Source organism: Micromonospora sp. PRAS1, from assembly GCF_059553435.1.
This window is the reverse complement of the sequence record NZ_JCANNB010000014.1, coordinates 145,659-165,443: the sequence shown is the minus strand read 5'-3', so window position 1 is coordinate 165,443 and position 19,785 is coordinate 145,659. Positions and strand designations below refer to the sequence as shown.

Below are 19,785 nucleotides of genomic sequence, written 5' to 3'. Positions count from 1 at the left end.
ACATTCGGCGCCATGAGCGCGTCGCCGGGCGCAGCCGGCTCACCATCCGATGCCGCTCGGCCGCGCCAGGCACCCGCCGCCCCGCCCGGTGAGTCGCAGGTCGCCCGGCCGCGCCAGGCACCCGCCGCCCCGCCGGGTGAGTCGCAGGTCGCCCTGCCGGGTGAGTCGCAGATCGCCCTGCCGCGCGAGGTGCCCGCCGGCTCGCCGCGTGAGTCGTCCGCCGGCCTGCCGCGCAAGGTGCACGCCGGTTACGCCCTCGGTTCGCTGGCCACCGGGGCGTTCGGCACGGTGCCGGGGCTGCTGCTGTTGCCGTACCTCACTGACACCCTCGGGGTGGCCGCCGGGGTGGCGGCCCTGCTGGTGCTGCTGCCGAAGGCGTGGGACGTGCTGGTCAACCCGGTGGCGGGGCGGATCTCCGATCGCACCCGGTCCCGCTGGGGCGCGCGCCGGCCGTACCTGCTCTTCGGCGGGCTGGCGCTTGCCGTGCTGTTCGGGTCGATCTTCGCCGCGCCGTTCGGCACCGGACCCGCCGCCGGGGCGTACGTCGCGATCGCCTTCCTGGCCACCGCGACCGCGTTCGCCTTCTTCCAGGTGCCCTACGTGGCGATGCCGGCCGAGCTGACCGACGACTACGCCGAACGTACCCGGCTGATGACCTGGCGGGTCGCGGTGCTGGCGCTGGCCATCCTGGTCGCCGGGGCGGTGGCCCCGCTGGTGCGCGACGCGGGCGGCGGCGCGGTCCCCGGGCACCGCTGGATGGGTCTGTTCGTCGCGGCGCTGATCGCGCTCGGGGCGATCGGTGCCTTCCTCGGCACCCGGTCCGCCCCGCAGGGCAGCATCGGGGAGAGCGAGCCCAGCCTGCGCGCTCAACTCGCCGTCGCGGGCCGCAACCGGCCGTTCAGGGCGCTGCTGCTCTGCTTCGTGGTGCAGTCCGCCGGGGTGGCGACGATCCTCGCCGGGGTCCAGTACTTCGCCGATCAGATCCTGCGCGATCCGACGACCGGGCCGACCCTGCTCTTCGTCTGTTTCGTCGGCCCGGCCCTGGTGGTGATGCCGCTCTGGTCCCGGGTGGGCGCCCGGCTGGGCAAGCTCGCCGGCCTGGTCGCCGCGTCGCTGATCCTGGCCGCCGGCGGGCTGGCCCTGATCGCCGCGCCGGTGCTGCCCGCCGTCGTGATCTACCTGCTGGTCGCGCTGATCGGGGTCGGGTACGCCGGGCAGCAGGTCTTCGCGATGGCGATGCTCCCGGACTGCATCGCGTACGACACCGCGCGGACCGGCCGTCGACAGGCGGGGGTCTTCACCGGCCTATGGACCGCCGGCGAGACCTTCGGCCTGGCCCTCGGTCCCGGCATCTACGGCCTGGTGCTCGCCGTCACCGGCTACGTCTCCTCCACCACGGGCACCGCCGCCGCCCAGTCCGACACCGCCCGCCTCGGTGTCCTCCTAGGCTTCACCCTCCTCCCCGCCCTCCTGATCGCCCTCGCCACCCTCCTACTCCGCCCCTACACCCTCACCGAGGCCACCCTCGCCGAGGCCACCCTCACCGCCCTCCCGACCACCGCCGATCATGGAGTTGTCGTCGGGACAGAAGCCGCGAACCACCACGAAAAGGGGATCGAAACTTCATGATCGACGAGAGCAGGGCGGCGGCGCTGCCCGCGCACGGGGTGCCGGCAGAGCGGGTGTTGGGGGAGATTCGGGAGCTGCGGGGGCTGGATCGGCCTACGCACGGGGGGCGGCTGTTCGCGTACGTGTACGACCCGGGGGTGCCGGGGCTGGACGAGCTGACCGCCGCCGCGTACGCCGAGAGCGCCCACGTCAACGGGCTCGACCCGACCGCCTTCCCCTCCCTGCTGGCGATGGAGAACGCGCTTGTCGGTGCGGCGGCACGGCTGCTCGGCGGCGGGCCTGGCAGCAACGCACCGGACGCGGTCGGCAGCGTCACCAGCGGTGGCACCGAGTCGCTAATCCTGGCCGTGAAGGCCGCCCGGGACGACCGACCGGAGATCGACACGCCCCGGATCGTGGTGCCGGCCAGCGCGCACGCCGCGTTCGCCAAGGCGGCCCACTACCTGCGGGTGGAACTCGATCCGGTGCCGATCGACCCGGCCACCCTGCGGCCGGCGGTCGCCGACGTGGCCGCCGCGATCCGGCCGGAGACGGTGCTCGTGGTCTGCTCCGCCCCGTCGTACGCGCACGGTGTCGTCGACCCGGTCGAGCAGATCGCCGGGGTGGCCGCAGCGGCCGGTGTGCGCTGTCACGTGGATGCCTGCTTCGGCGGTTGGACCCTGCCCTACCTGCGTCGCCTCGGCGCGCCGGTGCCGCCCTTCGACTTCACTGTCGACGGGGTCACCTCGATCTCGGTGGACCTGCACAAGTACGCGTACGCCCCGAAGGGCGTCTCGGTGCTGCTGCACCGCGACCCCGGGCTGCGCGCGCCGCAGTACTTCGGGTACGCCGACTGGCCCGGCTACACAATGGTCAATCCGGTGCTCTCCTCGACCCGCCCCGGCGGCCCGATCGCCGCCGCGTACGCCACCCTGCGCCACCTCGGCGACGACGGCTATCTGGAGCTGACCGGCCGGACCTGGGCGGCGGTGCGGGCGCTGGCCGACGCGGTGCGTGGCGTCGACGGGCTGCGACTGGTCGCCGAGCCGGAGTCGACAGTGGTCTGCCTCACCTCGACCGATCCGGCGTTGGACCTCTTCGTGCTGGTCGACGAGCTGACCGCGCGCGGCTGGCACACCCAGCCCCAGCTCGCGTACGCCGGGCTGCCGCGCAGCGTGCACCTGACGGTGACGGCCGCGGTGACGCCCCGGGTGGCAGAGTTCGGGCCGGCCCTGACCGACGCGGTGGCCGCGGCGCGGGTCCACGGCCCGGTGGTGCTGCCACCGCACCTGCTGGCGCTCGCCGGCAGCCTCACCCCGGAGGCGCTCACCCCGGAGCTGGTCGCCGGGCTCGCCGACGGGCTCGGCCTGGCCGGTCACGCCGGTCCGCCGGACCGGATGGCGGTGGTGAACACGCTGCTCGACGCCGCGCCGGTGCGGTTGCGGGAACGACTGCTTGTGGAGTTCGTCGGGCTGTTGCAACGCCCGACCTGGTAGCTGCCGCAGGGCAGCGCCGGCAGCGGGGACGCCGGAGGTTCGACGGTTGGCAGGTGCGGCGGCCCGGTGGCGGGGCCGCCGCACCTGCGGTCAGCGGATCATGCGCAGGTCGACGGCGTTGTCCTGCGATTTCCGGTCCCGCCACTCCTGATCCCAGTCGTCGAGGTGGAGGACCAACAGACTCGGCGCGGGATCGGCCTGGGCGACCAGGAACCGGAAGGTGTGGCTCCGCTTCGCGCCGGACTTCAAGCCGTCCAGCGAGCAGACCTCCACCGTCGGCACCATCCGGCACCCCGACAGGTCACCGCCGGCCGGCTCGCCGATGGTGTAGAGGTTGGTGAAACCGAGCCGGGGCACGTCCACCGGACCCTTGTTGGTCACCGTGACGGTGACCGAGCCGGTCCGGTTGCCGTCGGCGTCGGGCGGGCCGAGCACCAGCTCACCCGCGGTCAGTGTGAGATCGGTAAGCCGGGGGTCGATCCCGAACTTCGTCGGTCCGGTCGTCTGGTCGAACCGGGTGCCGCTCCAGGCGTACGTCCGCCACTGCTTCTGCGGCCACCAGTTGGGCGTGCCGCAGCAGGGCTGGATGTCGGCCACCTCCACCCGGACCGTGCCGTTGGCGCCGATGGCGACGTCCGTGATGTCGTCCATCCCCTCGCGGGTGGCGACCACCCGGCCCAGGGTGACGATCCGGCCGGTGCCGTCCCGGGAGAAGGCGAGCACCTGCTTGGCCAGGGCCTCCCCGTACCGGCAGGCGACCAGGGCGATCGTGTCGGTGCCGCCGTCGCCGTTGACGTCGCCGTAGTGGAGTTCCCCCCACAGCTCCGGCCGGCTCTCCTCCTGTGGTTCGCGCAGCCGGACATCGTCGGTGATGCAGGTCGTCGGGGCGTACGGCGGCCAGGCGGGCAGGTCGACGCGGGCCGCGAGGAACTGCGCCCGACTGATCCGGCCGTCCGGCCCGCCCGGGGTGGGATTGGAGGTGCTCGGCGTCGATGGCGGCGTCGCCGTCGGTGTCGGCGTACCAGCCGGGGTCGGCGTACCCGTCGGCGTCGGCTCGCCGGTCTGTGCCGGTATCGGGTTCGGATCGGTGCGGTTCAGGTGTGCGTGGGCACCCATCGGCACCACCACGGCGAGCACCACGGCCACCGCGACGGCAACCGCCGCCCGCTGCCGCCGCCGACGCACCGTGCGTCGTACCGCCTGCGTGCCGGCCGGTCGCACCGCCGGGCCGTACGCCGCCCGGAACGCAGCGAACTCGCCGCTGACCAGGATGTCCTCGGGCTCAGTCACGGTCGCCCACCTCCCCGGTGCCGGTCAGTTGCGCGGCCAGTGCCACCCGACCCCGGTGCAGCCAGGACTTGACCGTGCCCGCCGGCACGCCTTCCTGCTCCGCGATCTGGGTGACGCTGAGGTCCGCCAGGTAGTGCAGCACCATCGCCCGGCGCTGGGTGGTGGGCAGCTGAGCCAGGGCGGCGCTCAACGCCACCCGGTCCGGTCCCGGTCCCGCCACGTGCTCCGGCCGCTGCCGGCGCAGCCAGGACTGTGCGGTTCGCATCCGTCGCCAACGGCTGGTGGCGAGGTTCCAGGCGACCCGGCGTACCCAGCCCACCGGATCGTCGTACCGGGACACCTTCGACCAACGGGCGAACGCCCGGCAGAACGCCTCCTGGACCAGGTCCTGGGCCTGCGACAGGTCACCACAGTAGGCGGCGAGCTGAAGCGTGAGGGAGCGGAAATGCGTGTGGTAGAGCCCGTCGAAGTCGATTCCCTCGGCTGGTACCGGCAGCTCTGTCGCCTCGTCCGGGGGTGGTTCCCCGAGCCGTGGTTTCCTGGTCACCATCATCTGTCCTCCCCGTCTGCGCCAGCGTCGCGCGAATCGACGTGGATCACACGCCCCGAAGCGGGCAAGGGTTGCGGGGGTTGGCGTCTTCGGTGCTGTGGTTGACTGTCACATCGGGGACAGGTGACGAGGGAGGCCGAGGTGCAGCTGCCGGCGGTGCTCGGCGAGCCGATCCGGTTCGTGCTCAACTGGGGCCGGCGTTACTCGCTCTGGGTCTTCAACTTCGGGCTGGCCTGCTGCGCCATCGAGTTCATCGCGACCAGCATGTCCCGGCACGACTTCATGCGACTCGGCGTGATCCCGTTCGCGCACGGGCCCCGGCAGGCCGACCTGATGGTGGTCTCCGGCACGGTCACCGACAAGATGGCCCCGGCGATCAAGCGGCTCTACGACCAGATGCCCGAGCCGAAGTACGTCATCTCGTTCGGCGCCTGCTCCAACTGCGGCGGCCCGTACTGGGACTCGTACTCGGTGACCAAGGGGGTCGACCAGCTCATCCCGGTCGACGTCTACGTGCCGGGCTGCCCGCCCCGGCCGGAGGCGCTGCTGCACGGCATCCTCCGCCTCCAGGAGAAGATCGCCGCCGAGCAGTCCGGCGTCGGTGGCGTACCCCGCCCCGACCTGCTCGCTCCGCCGGTTGACGCCCCGCCCAGCGACGGTCGACCGGCCCGCTCCGCCGCCTCGCTCACCGCCCCACCGGTCCGCCCGCCGACCCCCTGACCGCCGCGTCGGCCGGTCCGGCGGTCCGGCCTGCGGTTGGCCTGGCTCAGGCGGTGAAGTCGAGGATCACCTTGATGTCCTGCGGGCCGGGGGAGTAGGCGGAGGCGTAGTCGGCCAGCGGCACCCGGCGGGTGATCAGCGAACCGAGCCAGGCGTGGTCGGCCCGGGCCAGCGCCTCGGCGGCGGCGTCCCAGTGCCGCCGGTTGGCGTTTACCGAGCCGAAGACGACATTGTTCTCAAGCACCAGGGTGCGGTTCAGGGCACCCGCGTCGAAGTCGATCGTCCGCCCGCCACTGGAGACGCCGGCCAGGCAGACGATCCCGGTCGGCGCGACCCGGCACATCGCCTCCAGCACGACGACCGGTGCCCCGGTGCACTCGATGATGATGTCCGGCTCGAAGTCGAGCTGGTCGAGCGGCCCGGAGTGGTACGTCGCGCCGAGCGCACCGGCCAGCGCCGGCTTCGGACCCTCGGTGGCCAGGTCGAGCACGTGTACGGCGAGCCCGCGCTGGCTGGCCAGCAGCGCGGCCAGCAGGCCGATCGGTCCGGCACCGGTGATCAGGGCGGTACGCGGCTGCCACTCCGCCCGCTGGCCGATCCGGTCGATGTGGTCCCACGCCTTGGCCACCACACTTGTCGGTTCGAGCAGCACGCCGACCTCGCCCAGGGCGGGGTGGAGCCCGACGGCGAAGCGCGGCTGGAGCCGCCACCGCTGGCGGGCGAAGCCGGGCAGCGCCTTGATGCCGTGCTCGGTGAACATTCCGTTGCGGCACATGTCCCATTCGTCGACCGCGCAGTTCGGGCAGGGCAGCGGGTCCGGGTGCCGGACGATCCCGGCCACCAGGTCGCCGGGTTGCAAGGTGCCGGTCGGGTCCTCCACGACCCGGCCCAGCGACTCGTGCCCGAGCACCAGCTGGTCGATGCCGGGCGGCGCCTCGCCGTAGTACCCCTCGATGATCTCGATGTCGGTGCCGCAGATCCCCACCGCGACCGCCTCCACCAGGATCGCGCCCTCGTCGGTGGCCGGCTCCGGGTAGTCCTCCAGCAGCCGCAGCGAACCGGGTACCCCGGGGATGACAGTCACAGCGCGCACGGCCCCATCCTGACGGCCGCCGCCGGGTGCCGCCGGCAAAGCCGGGATCTCCACCCACCCGCGTACCTTCGCCGGCTGGGTGCCGTCCGCCACGTCTACTCGCCTGCCGGGGCGACGCGTTCGGCCGTGGTCGGCCATAGGATCAGCGGCATGACACCGGAAGAGGTCGGCCAGCGGCTCGTCGCGCTGCTCGCACCCGTCGAGGCCACCGCGGCGGTCTCCGGCGGTCAGGCGTACGCCCGGGCCACCGTCGACGTACCCCCGGCCGGATGGCGGGCGGCGCTGCTGGCCGCGCGGGACGACGCGGAGCTGGCCTGTGACTACTTCGACTGGCTCTCCGCGGTCGACGAGCTGGCCGACGGCTTCGACGTGGTCGCCCACCTCTGGTCAACCCGGCACCGGCACGGTGTGCTGCTGCGCGCCCGGATCCCGCGCGAGACGCCGGCGGTCGAGTCCGTGGTGGACGTCTTCCCGGGTGCCGCCTGGCACGAGCGGGAAACCCACGAGATGTTCGGCATCGACTTCGCCGGCCACGCCGACCTGCGGCCGTTGCTGCTGCCGCCGGAGTTCGAGGGGCATCCGCTGCGCAAGGAGTTCGTGCTCGCCTCGCGGGTGGCCAAGCCGTGGCCGGGGGCGAAGGAACCGGGCGAGTCGGAGGCTGGCGGTGGCCGTCGACCGATCCGGCCGCCAGGCGTACCCGCGCCGGGGGAGTGGGGCACCACCCCGACCCCGGCCGGCGCGGGCGGGGTCGGCGAGGGACCGCGTGGCGGCACCCCGGCCCGACCCGCCCGGGAACGCCCCGCCCGCCCGGCCCCGGGCGCACGCGGGACCCGGCCCACCGGCCCGGCCGGCGACGGCCCGGCACCCGCCACCGAGCGGCCGGCCCCCGACGAGGGGGGTACGCCCTGATGCCACTCTGGCTGGAGCTGGTGATCCGGATCGGCGGCGTGCTTGTCGCCTTCCTCGTCCTCCCGTTGCTGGTCGGGCAGGCCGAGCACAAGGTGATGGCGCACATGCAGGGCCGGCTCGGCCCGATGTACGCGGGCGGCTTCCACGGCTGGGCCCAGTTGATCGCCGACGGGGTGAAGTTCGTCCAGAAGGAGGACGTCACGCCACGCTCGGCGGACCGGCCGGTGTTCCGGCTGGCCCCGGCGGTGGCGCTGCTGCCGTACCTGCTGGCGTTGCTGGTCATCCCGCTCGGCCCGAACGACCTGGTCGGTCAGCCGCTGGACGTCGGCCTCTTCTTCGTGCTGGCGGTGGTCGGCGTCGGCGTCCTGGCGGTGCTGATGTCGGCCTGGGCCTCGGCCAACAAGTACAGCCTGCTCGGCGGGCTGCGGGGCGCCGCCCAGCTGCTCGGCTACGAGCTACCGCTGGTGCTGGCCGCCGCGTCGGTGGCGATGGCCGCCGGCACGCTGAGCCTCTCCGGCATCGTCGAGGCGTGGCAGCCCTGGTGGCTGCTCTGGCAGGCCCCGGCGATGGTGGTCTTCTTCCTGGCCGGCCTGGCCGAGATCCGCCGGCCGCCGTTCGACATGCCGGTGGCCGACTCGGAGCTGGTCTTCGGGTACATGACCGAGTACACCGGGCTGCGTTTCGCGTTCCTGCTGCTGGCCGAGTACGTCGGCATCGTGGTGATCGCCGCGCTGACCACCGTGCTCTTCCTCGGTGGCTGGCAGGGCCCGTTCGCCGACGCGCAACTCGGTTGGCTCTGGACCCTGCTCAAGGTGGCCGCCGTCAGCTTCCTGATCATCTGGCTCCGGGTCTCCTACCCCCGGCTCCGCGAGGACCAGCTCCAACGCCTCTGCTGGCTGGTCCTCGTCCCCACCGCCCTCGCCCAGCTCGTCCTGACCGCCGCCGTCCGCATCGCGATGTAAGGATGTAAGGAAGGGCCCCCTGTTAACGCCTGCGGTATAGGAAGGGCCCCCTATTAACAAACCGCCCGCCCCGCTGATCAGCGCAGTGGGGTGTGGGCCGGGTCGACGTGCTCGGCGGGGCTCGGGGGCGGCGGCGGGGTGCCGTCGCCGAAGGGCCGGCCACCGAGGCGGTCCCGGTCGTGCGGGGTGAGCCAGTTCGACAGGTCGGGGCCGAGGGGCACGATTCCGGTCGGGTTGATGTCCCGGTGCACCTCGTAGTAGTGCCGCTTGATGTGGTCGAAGTCGATCGTGTCGCCGAGGCCGGGGGTCTGGAACAGGTCCCGGGCGTACGCCCAGAGCACCGGCATCTCGGTCAGCTTGCTCCGGTTGCACTTGAAGTGACCGTGGTAGACCGGGTCGAAACGGACCAGCGTAGTGAAGAGCCGTACGTCGGCCTCGGTGATCGTGTCGCCGACCAGGTACCGCTGCCCGGCGAGTCGCTCGCTGAGCCAGTCCAGCCGGTCGAAGAGCCGGTGGTACGCCTTGTCGTACGCCTCCTGGCTGCCGGCGAAGCCGCACCGGTAGACGCCGTTGTTGACGTCGCCGAAGACCGCCGCGTTGACCTCGTCGATCTCGGCGCGCAGGTGCTCCGGATACAGGTCCGGTGCGCCGGGCCGGTGGTACGCCGTCCACTCGCTGGAGAGGTCCAGGCTCATCTGGGAGAAGTCGTTGGTGGCGACCTGCCCCGTCGGCACGTCGACGATCGCCGGCACGGTGATGCCCCGGGGGTAGTCGGGGTAGCGGGCGAAGTACGCCTCCTGGAGGCGCTCGATGCCGAGCACCGGGTCCCGCCCGTCCGGGTCGAGATCGAAGGTCCAGCTCCGCGCGTCGTGGGTGGGGCCGGCGACGCCCATCGAGATGGCGTCCTCCAGGCCCAGCAGCCGACGTACGATGATCAGCCGGTTCGCCCAGGGGCAGGCGCGGCTGACCACCAACCGGTAGCGACCCGGCTCGACCGGATAGCCGTCCCGCCCGTCGGCGGTGATCCTCGTGGTGATGTACCGCTGGTCCCGGTTGAACTCACCACCCGGCTCGACGTACTTCCCGCCGGTCTGCGTCCGGTCCGCGCCGTTGTTCTCGGTCATGCCCTCGCCCTCTGCCCGTGCCAGCTCGCTGTCCGCGTCCCATCATTGCCGATGCTCCGCCCACCGGCGCGGCGAGCGGCCCAGCCGACGGCCAGCCACCGGCGCGGCGAGCGGCCCAGCCACCGGCTCGCTCAACCGCCGGCCAGCCGTCGGCTTGCTCAGCCGGCGGCCTGGGCGGCGAAGGCGAGTACGACCAGGGTGCCGTTGCTCACCGCGTGCGCCACGATCGGTACCCAGAGGTTGCGGTGGCGTTGCAGCAGCCAGGCGAAGAGCAGGCCGGCGGCGAACGCGCTTATGGTGTTGAAGCCTCGGGGCAGGTGCATCACCGCGAAGAAGGCGGCGGAGGTCACGATCGCGGCGACGGCGGGGAGTCGGGTGGCCAGCCCCTGGAAGAAGACGCCCCGGTAGAGCACCTCCTCGTAGATCGGGGAGGCGACGGCCGCGAAGAAGAGGGCGAAGGTGAACTGGGCCAGCAGCGGGCCGGCCGGGTAGCCGCCCTCGCCGCCGCCGTCGGCGGTCAGCGCCGCCGGCAGGACGAGCAGCAGGACGAGGGTGAACGCCGCCTTCGCCAGACCCCAGCCGCCCGCCGCCCGCAGTTGGGCGGGTCGTGGCCGGTGCAGCAGCAGCGGTGCGCGTACCGCGCCGAACCGGCGGTACGTCACGGCGAGCCCGACCAGCAGCTGGACCCCGTTGATCAGGAGCCAGGCGACGCTCATGGCGACCACCTCGGAGGCGCCGAGCGCGGCAGGTCCTCGGGCGAGCAGGTCGGCCACCGTGGCGTTCGCCAGGCCGAAGCCGACCACCAGGACGATCACCAGGTCGAGCCAGGTGAACCGGGTCGCGGTCGGCGACGGGGTGGGTCGGGCCGGAGCGGTAGGCGTACTCATCGCGCCAATGTTAGTCACGCGACCTATTTAGGTCAACCGACCGATAAAGTATCATCGACGCATGCCGAAGGTGGTCGATCACGAGGAGCGCCGGCGACGACTCGGTGCCGCCGCATGCGCCGTGCTGAGCCGGACCGGAGCGGCCGGGACGACCGTCCGGGCCGTCGCGGGCGAGGCGGGCATGCCGCTGGCCACCGCCCAGCACTACCTGCCGACCCGGGAGCTGATGGTCCGGGCCGCGATGGCGCACCTGGTCGACCGGGTGGTCGACCGGGCCCGGATGATCCCGACCGGGCCGACCGCCCTGGACACGCTGCGCCTCGCCGTGCTGGAACTCGTACCCCTGGACGCCGAGCGGATCTTCGAGGCGCGGATCTGGCTGGTGCTTACCGCCGAGTCCCTGATCGACGACCGGATCGCGGGCGTGCTGCGGGACAGCGCCGTCGAATTGCGCGGCAACCTCGAACGCCTGGTCGCCCAGGCCCGCGCGGACGGCAGCATCGCCGCCGACGTCGACGTGCCGGCGGCGGCAAGCGGGCTCGCCACGCTGCTGGACGGGCTGACCGTCCGGCTGCTGTCGACCGCGCTCACCCCCGCCGAGGCCCGCGCCGAGGTGGACGCCCACTTCGCCCGCCTCGCCGCCGCCGACTGATCGACGCCGTTCCGGCGAAAACGGCGGCATCCCGCGCCTGGCGAGCGAAAATGGCGGCATCCCGCGCCTGGCGAACCCCGCCACTCCGCCGAAACGGAGTCGATCACGTCAGCGGGTGCGCGGGGCGATCCGAGCCAGCGGGATGTCGATCTCCCACCAGCAGAGCGGCACCGAGCTGCAGTGCGATGGATTGGTGCAGTCGCGTGGGAGAGAGCGACACGAGCGGTTGTCCGTCCAGGAGTTCACGGCGGTGGCCGTCGTCGGGCAGGCGGTCGAGGTCGACCGTCGTCCAGTCGCCCGGCGCCGGGTAGTCGTCGTGCAGCGCGGCGGTCATCGACGGGTCCTTTCGGGTGCGTCGCTCTCCCCAGAGTCGCCGTACCAACGACTACCCCCGGGTGGTGGTCGCGCGCGCCGTGAGCACAGGGCAGGATGTTCGGCATGAGCGAGCGAAGCGAGCCGGCCGGGATGCCGGGCAGCGGCCTGGTCAAGGGCCTGGCGGTCACGCTCAAGACGATGACGAAGCGGTCCACCACCCAGCAGTACCCGGACGTCGCCCCCGACCTGCCGCCGCGCTCGCGCGGGGTGATCGCGCTGCTGGAGGAGAACTGCACGGTCTGCATGCTCTGCGCGCGCGAGTGTCCGGACTGGTGCATCTACATCGACTCGCACAAGGAGGAGGTGGCGGTGCCCGGCGCCGCCCGCCCCCGCCAGCGCAACGTGCTCGACCGGTTCGACATCGACTTCTCGCTCTGCATGTACTGCGGCATCTGCATCGAGGTCTGCCCCTTCGACGCGCTCTACTGGTCGCCCGAGTTCGAGTACGCCGAGTACGACATCAAGGACCTGCTGCACGACAAGGACCACCTGGGCGAGTGGATGGTCACCGTGCCGCCGCCGCCCGCGCACGACCGCAACGGCGAGCCGGCCAAGGAGGAGACCGCCGCCGCGCGCAAGGCCGCGGTCCCCGCCGCCTCCGCCGCCCGGCCGACCACCCCGGCGGTACGCCCCGAACGCCGCCCCGCCCCACCCCGCGCCAACCCCGGCGGCCCCACGCCCACCGGCGGCGACGGCAAAGCCGCTCCGGACAGCGGCGACGGCCCAGCCAGCCCCGACAGCGGCCCGCCCGCGTCCGGGGCCGGCGACGACGAAGGTACGACCGCGTGACCGGCGTGGACGTGCTGCTGCTCGCCCTCGGCGCGGTGGCCGTCGGTGCGGGCGTGCTGGTGGTGGCGACCCGACACCTGGTCCGGGCCGGGCTCTACCTGGTGGTCTGCCTCGGTGCCCTGGCCGGCATGTACCTGGTCCTCACCGCCGAGTTGGTGACCTGGGTCCAGGTGCTCATCTACGTCGGCGCGGTCGTGGTGCTGCTGCTCTTCGCGGTGATGCTCACCCGCGCGCCGATCGGTCCCTCGGACGACCTGGACCGTCCCGGTTGGCCGGCCGCGCTGATCGGCGGTGGGGTCGGGTTGGGCCTGGCGGCGCTGCTGATCGACGCGTACCGCTGGACGAGGGTGGAGCTGCCGGCGGCGGGCACCGCCGAACGCATCGGCGAGCAGGTCTTCGGCGCCTGGGTGCTGCCGTTCGAGTTGCTCTCGGTGCTGCTGCTGGCGGCCCTGGTCGGCGCCATCGTGCTCTCCCGCCCCGACATCGGTCGCCGTGACGTCAACGGCCCCGGCACCGGCCGTCGCGCCTCGACGGAGAGCGTCCCGGAGGGCGAACGGGGGCCGCTGCGGTGAGACCCGTAATCCCGTACGTCACCGCCGCCCTGCTCTTCGGCCTCGGCGTGTACGGCGTACTGCGCCGCCGCAACGCGGTGCTGGTGCTGATGGCCGTCGAGTTGATGCTCAACGCGGTGAACCTGATCCTGATCACGGCGGACACCACGGCGAAGGCGATGCTGCCGCACGGCGGCCAGGTCTTCGCGCTCTTCGTGATCGTGCTGGCCGCCGCCGAGATCGGGGTCGGTCTGGCGATCGTGCTCCAGCTCTACCGGATGCGGGCCAGCGTCGCCGTCGACGAGGTACCGCTTACCGAACCACCCGCCGACGCGCCGGTCCCCGCCGCCATCGGCCCCGCCGGGCCGCCGAACGGACCGGAGGGGCAGCGGTGAGCGGGGTGACGTTGCTTGGCGCGCTGCTGCCGGTCGTACCCCTGGTCGCCGGTCTGATCGGTCTGCTGCTGCCACCCTCGTCACGCGGCGCGGGCGCCGGGCCCGACGTCGCCAGGCGAGCCGCCATCGCCGGTACCGGGCCCGACGTCGTCCGGCGGGTCGCCATCGGTCTCGGCGTGGCCGGCGCGGCCGGTGCGCTCGGCCTGGCGCTGGCCCTGCTGGTCACCCTGGAGCACCCGGCGGAGGCGTCGACCACCTGGATCCGGTTCGGCGGGCTCACCGTCACCCTCGGGGTACGCCTCGACGGCGCCGCCGCCCTGGTCGCGGTCGCCGTGGCGGCGGTCGCGCTGGCCGTGCAGGTCTACTCGATCGGCTACCTCAGGCGCGGCCCGCACGACGAGGTGGACGTCGACCACCGCTACCCGCCGTACGCGGCGCAGATCAGCCTCTTCACCGCCGCCATGCTGCTGGTGGTGGTCTCCGGGGACCTGATCCTGTTGCTGGTCGGCTGGGAGGTGATGGGGATCTGCTCGTACCTGCTGATCGCCCATGACCGGCGGCTGCCGGAGGCGCCGGCCGCCGCGATGAAGGCGTTCCTGGTGACCCGGGTCGGCGACGTGGGTTTCCTGCTCGGCATCGCGCTGCTCGGCGTCTCGGCGGGCAGTTTCCGGATCGCCGACGTGCTCGCCCACGACCACGGCGCGACCACGCTCACCGCCGCCGGCCTGCTGCTGCTCGCCGGGGTGGCCGGCAAGAGCGCCCAGTTCCCGCTGCACACCTGGCTGCCGGACGCGATGGCCGGCCCCACCCCGATCTCCGCGTTGATCCACGCCGCGACCATGGTGGCCGCCGGCGTGTACGCGGTCACCCGGCTCTGGCCGATTTTCGCGGCCACCCCGGCCGTGCTGGCGGTGCTCGGGGTGATGGCGTCGGTGACCCTGCTGCTCGGCGCGTTCGCCGCCACCGCGCAGGACGACCTCAAGCGGGTGCTCGCCTGGTCCACGGTTTCCCAGATCGGCTACATGACCGGCGCGCTCGCCGTCGGCGCCCCGGCCGCCGCGCTGTTCCACCTGCTCACCCACGCCGCGTTCAAGGCGCTGCTCTTCCTCGCCGCCGGTGTGGTGATCCACGCGCTCGGCACCGCGTCGATGGCCCGGATGGGCGGGCTGCGGCACACCATGCCGGTCACCTTCTGGTGCACGCTCATCGGCCTCGGCGCGCTGGCTGGCGTACCGCCGCTCGCCGGCTTCTGGAGCAAGGAGGGTGTGCTCGCCGCCGCCGAGGACGCCCTGCACGGCGACGGTCCGGCCCCGGCGTGGGTCGGCTGGCTGGTGTTTCTCTCCGGGCTGGTCGGGGTGGCCGTCACCGCCTGGTACGCCACCCGGCTGCTGCTGCGTACCTTCTTCGGCACCGCCCGCGACCCGTCGGTGACGCCGCACGACCCGCCGGCGCTGCTGCGCTGGCCGGTGCTGCTGCTCGCCGTCCCGGCCGCGCTGCTCGGCCTGGCCGGGTTCTGGCCTGCCTTCACCGACCGGCTGGTGTCGAATGGTCCCGGTGAGCTGGGGATGCACGTCGGGCCGCTGATGCTGCTGCCGCTGGCGCTGCTGCTGCTCGGCACCGCGCTGGCCTGGGCCGGCTGGCGACGGGACACCGCCGCCGATCCGGCGGCGGCGCTGGGTCCGCTGCGGCCGGTCTTCGCCCGCGCGTTCCGCCTCGACGACCTCCAGCACGCCCTGGTGGTACGCCCGACGACCGCGCTCGGCCGGGCGGCGCGGGTCGCCGACGAGCGGGTGGTGGACGGGGCGGTCACCGGGACCGGGCGGGGTGCCCGCGCCCTCGGTGGTGGGCTCGGTGCCCTGCACCGGGCGGCGTTGCCCCGCGCCGCCGCCGCGCTGCTCGCCGGCGTGCTGCTGTTCGGGCTGGCCGCCGTCCTGATCGGAGCGACCGCATGAGCCTCGATCGAGCGGCAGTGTGCAATCGGAGCGACCGGGTGCGCTTCGACCGAGCGGCAGTGCGCAATCGGAGCAACCGCATGCGCCGCCTCGGCGGACCGGCACCGCGCAGGACCGGAGGGGCGGCATGAGTCTCGGGCAGTTCCTGCTGGTCGCGGTGCTCGCGGTGCCGGCCCTCGGCGCGCTCGCGGTGGCGGCCACGCCACGCGACCGGGCCGCCCGGCTGGTGGGTACGATCGCCGCCGCGCTGACCCTCGTCGCGGCGCTCGCGCTGGCCGCCGACCGGGCCGGCACCTGGACGGCCTACGGGCCGACCCCACCTGCCGTACGCCCCTGGCACGCGCTGGACCTGCCCTGGGTGCCGGGGCTGGACCTGCGCTTTCACCTCGGGGTGGACGGCATCTCCTGGCCTTTGGTGGTGCTGACCGCCCTGCTCACCCTGCTCTGCTGCGGCTACAGCCTCTGGCGGGTGCCGGCCGGCGGCAGCGGGCGGGCCCTGGTGGCGCTGCTGCTGGTGGTCGAGGTGGGCATCCTCGGCACCTTCCTCGCCCTGGACCTGGTCCTCTTCTTCCTCTTCTTCGAGGTCGTCCTGCTGCCGATGTACGCGATCATCGTCGGCTGGGGCGGCGACGGCACCGATCCGGCGGCGGTGGCGGCGCGCCGCCGGGCCGGGCGGAAGTTCGCCCTCTACACCCTCTTCGGCTCGGTGCTGCTGCTGGTCGGCGTCTACGTCGTGGTGGCCGCCGCCGGCACCGCCGACATCGTCGCGCTCACCGGTGGCACCGGGCTGTCCCGGAGCAGCCAACTTGCCGCGTTCACGCTGCTCGCGCTGGCCTTCGCGGTGAAGAGCCCGCTCTGGCCGCTGCACTCCTGGCTGCCGGACGCACACACCCAGGCACCCACCGTCGGTAGCGTGCTGCTCGCCGGGGTGCTGCTCAAGATGGGCACGTACGGCCTGATCCGGGTCGCCGTCGGGGTGGCCCCGGAGGGGGCCCGCTGGGCGGCACCGGTGCTCGGCGTGCTCGCGGTCGCGGCCATCCTGGTCGGTTCGCTGGTCTGCCTGGCGCAGACCGAGCTGAAACGGCTGATCGCGTACTCCAGCGTGGGGCACATGGGCTTCGTGCTGCTCGGGGTCGCCACGCTTACCACCACCGGCATCCAGGCGGCGCTTATCGGCAACGTCGCGCACGGCATCATCACCGGCCTGCTCTTCTTCCTGGCCGGTGCGATCAAGGACCGGACCCACACCGGGGCGCTGAGCGAGCTGTCCGGGTTGCGGGAGACCGCGCCCCGGCTCTCCGGGCTGCTCGCCTTCGCGGCGGTCGCCTCGCTGGGGCTGCCCGGGCTGGCCGGCTTCTGGGGCGAGGCGTTCGCCGTGGTCGCCGCCGTCGAGGTGGGCGGCGCCCTCTGGACCACGCTTGCGGTGCTGGCTGCGCTCGGCGGGGCGCTGACGGCCGCGTACCTGTTGCGGCTGCTGCGGCGGGTGACCCATGGCCGGCCGAGCCCGGCCGTCGCGGCTTTGCGGCGGGAGCCGGCGGCCACCCCGGCCGGCACCGGGCCGCAGCCGAAGCCTGCCGGCACCGGGCCGCAGCCTGCCGGCACCGGGCCGCAGCCTGCCGGCACCGGGCCGCAGCCTGCCGGCACCGGGCCGCAGCCTGCCGGCACCGGGCCGCAGCCTGCCGGCACCGGGCCGCGGCCGGAGTCGGCCGGTCCTGCCGTCGCCGGACCGGGCTCGAAGCTGGCCGCTGCGGAACTCGTCGCCTGGGCGCCGCTGGTGTTGCTGGCGCTGGCCGTCGGGTTGGCGCCGACCCTGGTGCTGGGCGTGGCCGAGGCACCGGTGGCCGCCCTGGTGGAGGTGCTGCGATGACCGGGACCGCCGACGGAAGGTGGGCGTGAGCATGGTGGCGCAGAGCGTCGACAACGTGGCGCTGCTGCCGGCGTACCTGGCCGCCGGGACGGCGGTGCTTGTGCTCTTGGTCGACCTGCTGCTGGCCCGGCCGGCGGCGACCGTGCTCGCGGCGGTCGCCGGTGCGGTCGCCGCCGCGATCGGGGCGGCAGCGGTCGGCGCGGCCGGCGAGCGGCGTACCTTCTGCGTCGGCACCGACTGCTCGTACATCTTCGGCGGCCGGGCAGCGCTGGTCGCCGGCTTGGTGCCGCTGCTGGTCCTCGGCGTGCTGGCGCTCTCCGGGCCGCTGCTGCGGGCCGGCGCGACCCCGGTCGGGGAGTACTGCTTCCTGCTCGCCTGCTCGATGACCGGCGGCGTGGTGCTCGGCGCGGCCGGCGACCTGATCACCCTGATCGTGGCGGTGGAGACCCTCACCCTGCCGCTCTACATCCTGGTCGGGCTGCGCCGGGGCAGCCTGGCCAGCGCCGAGGCGGCGGTGACCTTCTTCGTGGTCAGCGTGGTCGCCACCACGATCACCCTGCTCGGTGCCGCGCTGCTCTACGCGACCACCGGCGCGCTGCACCTCAACCAGTTGGGCGTGGCGCTGGCTGACGGCTCGGAACTGCTCGACCTGCCGCTGACCGGGGTCGCGGTGACCCTGGTGGTGGCCGGGCTGGCGTTCAAGGTGGCGGCGGTGCCGTTCCACGCCTGGGCCCCCGCCACCTACGACGGCGCACCGCTGCCGGTGGCCGCGTACCTGTCGACCGCGTCGAAGCTCGGTGGCGTGGTCGCCCTGCTCGCCGTCGTGCAGTACGCGCTGCCGCAGGGCGTGACCGGGCCGATCCTGGCCGTGGTCGCCGCGCTGACCATGACCGTGGGCAACCTGGTGGCGCTGCGCCAGCGGCGTACCGTCCGGCTGCTGGCCTGGTCCTCGGTGGCGCAGGCCGGTTACATCCTCGCCCCGCTCGGTGCCCTGGCCCTGGCCGACGCCGACGCCCGCTCCGGCGCGTACGCCGCCGCGCTGGCGTACGCCGTCTTCTTCGTGCTGCTGGAGTTGGCCGCCTTCGCCGGTGTGGTGGCCCTGCGCCCGGCGGGCGCGGACGGCGGTCGCCTGGAGGACCTGCGCGGTGCGGCCCGCCGGCAGCCCTGGGTCGGTGCCGCCCTGGCGTTCGCGCTTGTCGGGTTGGCCGGTCTGCCGCCCGCCCTGGCCGGGCTCTTCGCCAAGGTGACGGTGGTCCGGTCGCTGCTGGACGGCGGCGCCGGCTGGCTGGCCCTGGTGGTGGCGGTGAACGCGGTGATCGGTCTGGCCTACTATCTGCGCTTCGCCGCGCTGCTGTACGCCCCGACCGGCGACGCCACCGTGACCCCGCTCGCCCGGCCGGGCCGGGCGGTGGCCGGGGCGCTGGCGGTGGCCACCCTGGTCGCCCTGATCGTCGGCTTCGCCCCGCAGCTGGTGCTCGACCTCGCCGGAAGCTGAGCCGCTGGCCGCTGGCTGGCACCGGAAGCTGAGTGTCCGCCGAGAGTTGAGTGACTGTCACTCAGGTAACTCTCAGTCATGAGACGGATGGTTGGCGGGTACCGGTGTGTTGTACCGGTCAGCGGATCCCGGCATCCGTGCACCGAAGGAGTGATCGTGCACCACAACCGTCTCAAGACCGCCGCACTGCTCGGCCTGCTCACCTCGTTGATCCTGGCGGTGGGCTACTGGTTCGGTGGCAGTGGCGGACTGGTCATCGCCGTACTCGTGTCGCTGGTGATGAACGGCATCACCTACTTCTACTCCGACAAGCTGGCATTGCGCTCGATGCGGGCGCAACCGGTAAGCGAGGCACAGTTCCCCGAGCTGTACCACATGGTGCGGGAGCTGGCCGCCGAGGCTCGGCAGCCGATGCCCCGCCTCTACATCAGCCCGACCGCCCAGCCCAACGCGTTCGCCACCGGCCGTAACCCGCAGAACGCGGCGGTCTGCGTGACGCAGGGGATCGTCGAGCTGCTCGACTACCGTGAGTTGCGGGGCGTCATCGGGCACGAGCTGTCGCACGTCTACAACCGGGACATCCTCATCTCAAGCGTTGCGGCGGGTCTGGCCGGCATCATCACGATGATCGCGAACCTGGCCCTCTTCATCCCGCTGGGCGGTAACGACGAGGACGGCCCGAACCCGCTGGTGCTGCTGCTCACCATCATCCTGGGCCCGATCGCCGCGTCCGTCATCCAGCTGGCGATCAGCCGGAGCCGGGAGTTTCAGGCGGACGCCTCCGGCGCCGAGCTGACCCGTGACCCGCTGGCCCTGGCCAGCGCCCTGCGGAAGATCCACATGGGCGCCCAGCGTCGGCCGCTGCCGGCCGAGGGGCAGCTCACCAGCACCGCGCACCTGATGATCGCCAACCCGTTCAAGGGTGGCGGGGTGGCCGCGCTCTTCGCCACGCACCCGCCGATGGAGCAGCGGGTGGCCCGGCTGGAGCAGATGGCCGCCCAGCAGGGCCCGGTCCGCTTCCAGCGCTGATCTCGCACCAACCCCTTGCGCCGCCCGGGCCGGTCTCTCCA

At 73.3% G+C, this 19,785-nt stretch carries 18 protein-coding genes and 1 pseudogene; 13 read left to right on the top strand and 6 right to left on the bottom strand.

The window, feature by feature from the left end; all coding sequences use genetic code 11:
- The first annotated feature begins 12 nt into the window (after positions 1-12).
- Both AC507J_RS16080 and AC507J_RS16075 read left to right on the top strand, forming a co-directional pair.
- On the top strand, positions 13-1,629 hold the full coding sequence (locus AC507J_RS16080; RefSeq protein WP_496289943.1) for an MFS transporter: 1,617 nt from the start codon (positions 13-15) through the stop codon (positions 1,627-1,629).
- On the top strand, positions 1,626-3,104 hold the full coding sequence (locus AC507J_RS16075) for a pyridoxal phosphate-dependent decarboxylase family protein (RefSeq protein WP_496289942.1): 1,479 nt from the start codon (positions 1,626-1,628) through the stop codon (positions 3,102-3,104). Before AC507J_RS16080 ends, AC507J_RS16075 begins: the two co-directional genes overlap by 4 nt.
- A 90-nt stretch (positions 3,105-3,194) precedes the next feature.
- Here the strand turns inward: AC507J_RS16075 and AC507J_RS16070 are convergent, their stop codons facing one another.
- Together AC507J_RS16070 and AC507J_RS16065 are read right to left on the bottom strand one after the other, a co-directional pair.
- A complete protein-coding gene (locus tag AC507J_RS16070; RefSeq protein ID WP_496289941.1) occupies positions 3,195-4,394 on the bottom strand; it encodes a hypothetical protein in 1,200 nt (399 codons plus the stop codon).
- Complete coding sequence (locus tag AC507J_RS16065; protein ID WP_496289940.1) at positions 4,387-4,947, bottom strand: SigE family RNA polymerase sigma factor; 561 nt, start codon at positions 4,945-4,947, stop codon at positions 4,387-4,389. The genes AC507J_RS16070 and AC507J_RS16065 overlap by 8 nt, the downstream gene beginning before the upstream one ends.
- 138 nt (positions 4,948-5,085) lie before the next feature.
- On the opposite strand from AC507J_RS16065, the gene AC507J_RS16060 reads away from it, so the two are divergent.
- On the top strand, positions 5,086-5,664 hold the full coding sequence (locus AC507J_RS16060) for an NADH-quinone oxidoreductase subunit B (protein WP_496289967.1): 579 nt from the start codon (positions 5,086-5,088) through the stop codon (positions 5,662-5,664).
- A gap of 46 nt (positions 5,665-5,710) precedes the next feature.
- Here the strand turns inward: AC507J_RS16060 and AC507J_RS16055 are convergent, their stop codons facing one another.
- Positions 5,711-6,757, bottom strand: coding sequence for a glucose 1-dehydrogenase (locus AC507J_RS16055; RefSeq protein WP_496289939.1), 1,047 nt, complete (start codon positions 6,755-6,757; stop codon positions 5,711-5,713).
- Between the two features lie 150 nt (positions 6,758-6,907).
- Here AC507J_RS16055 and AC507J_RS16050 point away from each other — a divergent pair, with 150 nt between their 5' ends.
- Both AC507J_RS16050 and AC507J_RS16045 read left to right on the top strand, forming a co-directional pair.
- Positions 6,908-7,666, top strand: a complete 759-nt coding sequence (locus AC507J_RS16050; protein WP_496289938.1) for an NADH-quinone oxidoreductase subunit C — start codon at positions 6,908-6,910, stop codon at positions 7,664-7,666.
- The gene (locus AC507J_RS16045; RefSeq protein WP_496289937.1) at positions 7,666-8,628 is read left to right on the top strand and encodes a complex I subunit 1/NuoH family protein; all 963 of its coding nucleotides are present in this window, start codon (positions 7,666-7,668) and stop codon (positions 8,626-8,628) included. Before AC507J_RS16050 ends, AC507J_RS16045 begins: the two co-directional genes overlap by 1 nt.
- Positions 8,629-8,705: 77 nt before the next feature.
- On the opposite strand, the gene AC507J_RS16040 is transcribed toward AC507J_RS16045, so the two are convergent.
- Positions 8,706-9,752 (bottom strand): glutathione S-transferase family protein, encoded by a 1,047-nt coding sequence (locus tag AC507J_RS16040; RefSeq protein WP_496289936.1) that lies wholly within the window; start codon positions 9,750-9,752, stop codon positions 8,706-8,708.
- Positions 9,753-9,910: 158 nt separating this feature from the next.
- On the bottom strand, positions 9,911-10,639 hold the full coding sequence (locus AC507J_RS16035) for a CPBP family intramembrane glutamic endopeptidase (protein WP_496289935.1): 729 nt from the start codon (positions 10,637-10,639) through the stop codon (positions 9,911-9,913).
- A 61-nt stretch (positions 10,640-10,700) separates the two neighbouring features.
- Here AC507J_RS16035 and AC507J_RS16030 point away from each other — a divergent pair, with 61 nt between their 5' ends.
- Positions 10,701-11,291: a TetR/AcrR family transcriptional regulator gene (locus AC507J_RS16030; RefSeq protein WP_496289934.1), complete on the top strand. Its 591-nt coding sequence runs from the start codon at positions 10,701-10,703 to the stop codon at positions 11,289-11,291.
- A 103-nt stretch (positions 11,292-11,394) separates the two neighbouring features.
- On the opposite strand, the gene AC507J_RS16025 is transcribed toward AC507J_RS16030, so the two are convergent.
- Positions 11,395-11,625, bottom strand: coding sequence for a hypothetical protein (locus AC507J_RS16025; RefSeq protein ID WP_496289933.1), 231 nt, complete (start codon positions 11,623-11,625; stop codon positions 11,395-11,397).
- 95 nt (positions 11,626-11,720) lie between these two features.
- On the opposite strand from AC507J_RS16025, the gene AC507J_RS16020 reads away from it, so the two are divergent.
- From AC507J_RS16020 to htpX, 7 genes and pseudogenes are all read left to right on the top strand, one after another.
- On the top strand, positions 11,721-12,455 hold the full coding sequence (locus tag AC507J_RS16020; RefSeq protein WP_496289932.1) for a NuoI/complex I 23 kDa subunit family protein: 735 nt from the start codon (positions 11,721-11,723) through the stop codon (positions 12,453-12,455).
- Positions 12,452-13,027 (top strand): NADH-quinone oxidoreductase subunit J family protein, encoded by a 576-nt coding sequence (locus AC507J_RS16015; RefSeq protein ID WP_496289931.1) that lies wholly within the window; start codon positions 12,452-12,454, stop codon positions 13,025-13,027. Before AC507J_RS16020 ends, AC507J_RS16015 begins: the two co-directional genes overlap by 4 nt.
- The gene (gene nuoK, locus AC507J_RS16010; RefSeq protein ID WP_496289930.1) at positions 13,024-13,401 is read left to right on the top strand and encodes an NADH-quinone oxidoreductase subunit NuoK; all 378 of its coding nucleotides are present in this window, start codon (positions 13,024-13,026) and stop codon (positions 13,399-13,401) included. Before AC507J_RS16015 ends, nuoK begins: the two co-directional genes overlap by 4 nt.
- Positions 13,398-15,353, top strand: a complete 1,956-nt coding sequence (locus AC507J_RS16005; RefSeq protein WP_496289929.1) for an NADH-quinone oxidoreductase subunit 5 family protein — start codon at positions 13,398-13,400, stop codon at positions 15,351-15,353. Before nuoK ends, AC507J_RS16005 begins: the two co-directional genes overlap by 4 nt.
- Positions 15,354-15,480: 127 nt before the next feature.
- A pseudogene (locus tag AC507J_RS16000) lies at positions 15,481-16,875 on the top strand (complex I subunit 4 family protein); the annotation flags it as partial.
- A gap of 376 nt (positions 16,876-17,251) precedes the next feature.
- The gene (locus AC507J_RS15995) at positions 17,252-18,715 is read left to right on the top strand and encodes an NADH-quinone oxidoreductase subunit N (protein WP_496289928.1); all 1,464 of its coding nucleotides are present in this window, start codon (positions 17,252-17,254) and stop codon (positions 18,713-18,715) included.
- 156 nt (positions 18,716-18,871) lie between these two features.
- On the top strand, positions 18,872-19,744 hold the full coding sequence (gene htpX / locus AC507J_RS15990) for a zinc metalloprotease HtpX (protein ID WP_496289927.1): 873 nt from the start codon (positions 18,872-18,874) through the stop codon (positions 19,742-19,744).
- Positions 19,745-19,785 lie beyond the last annotated feature (41 nt).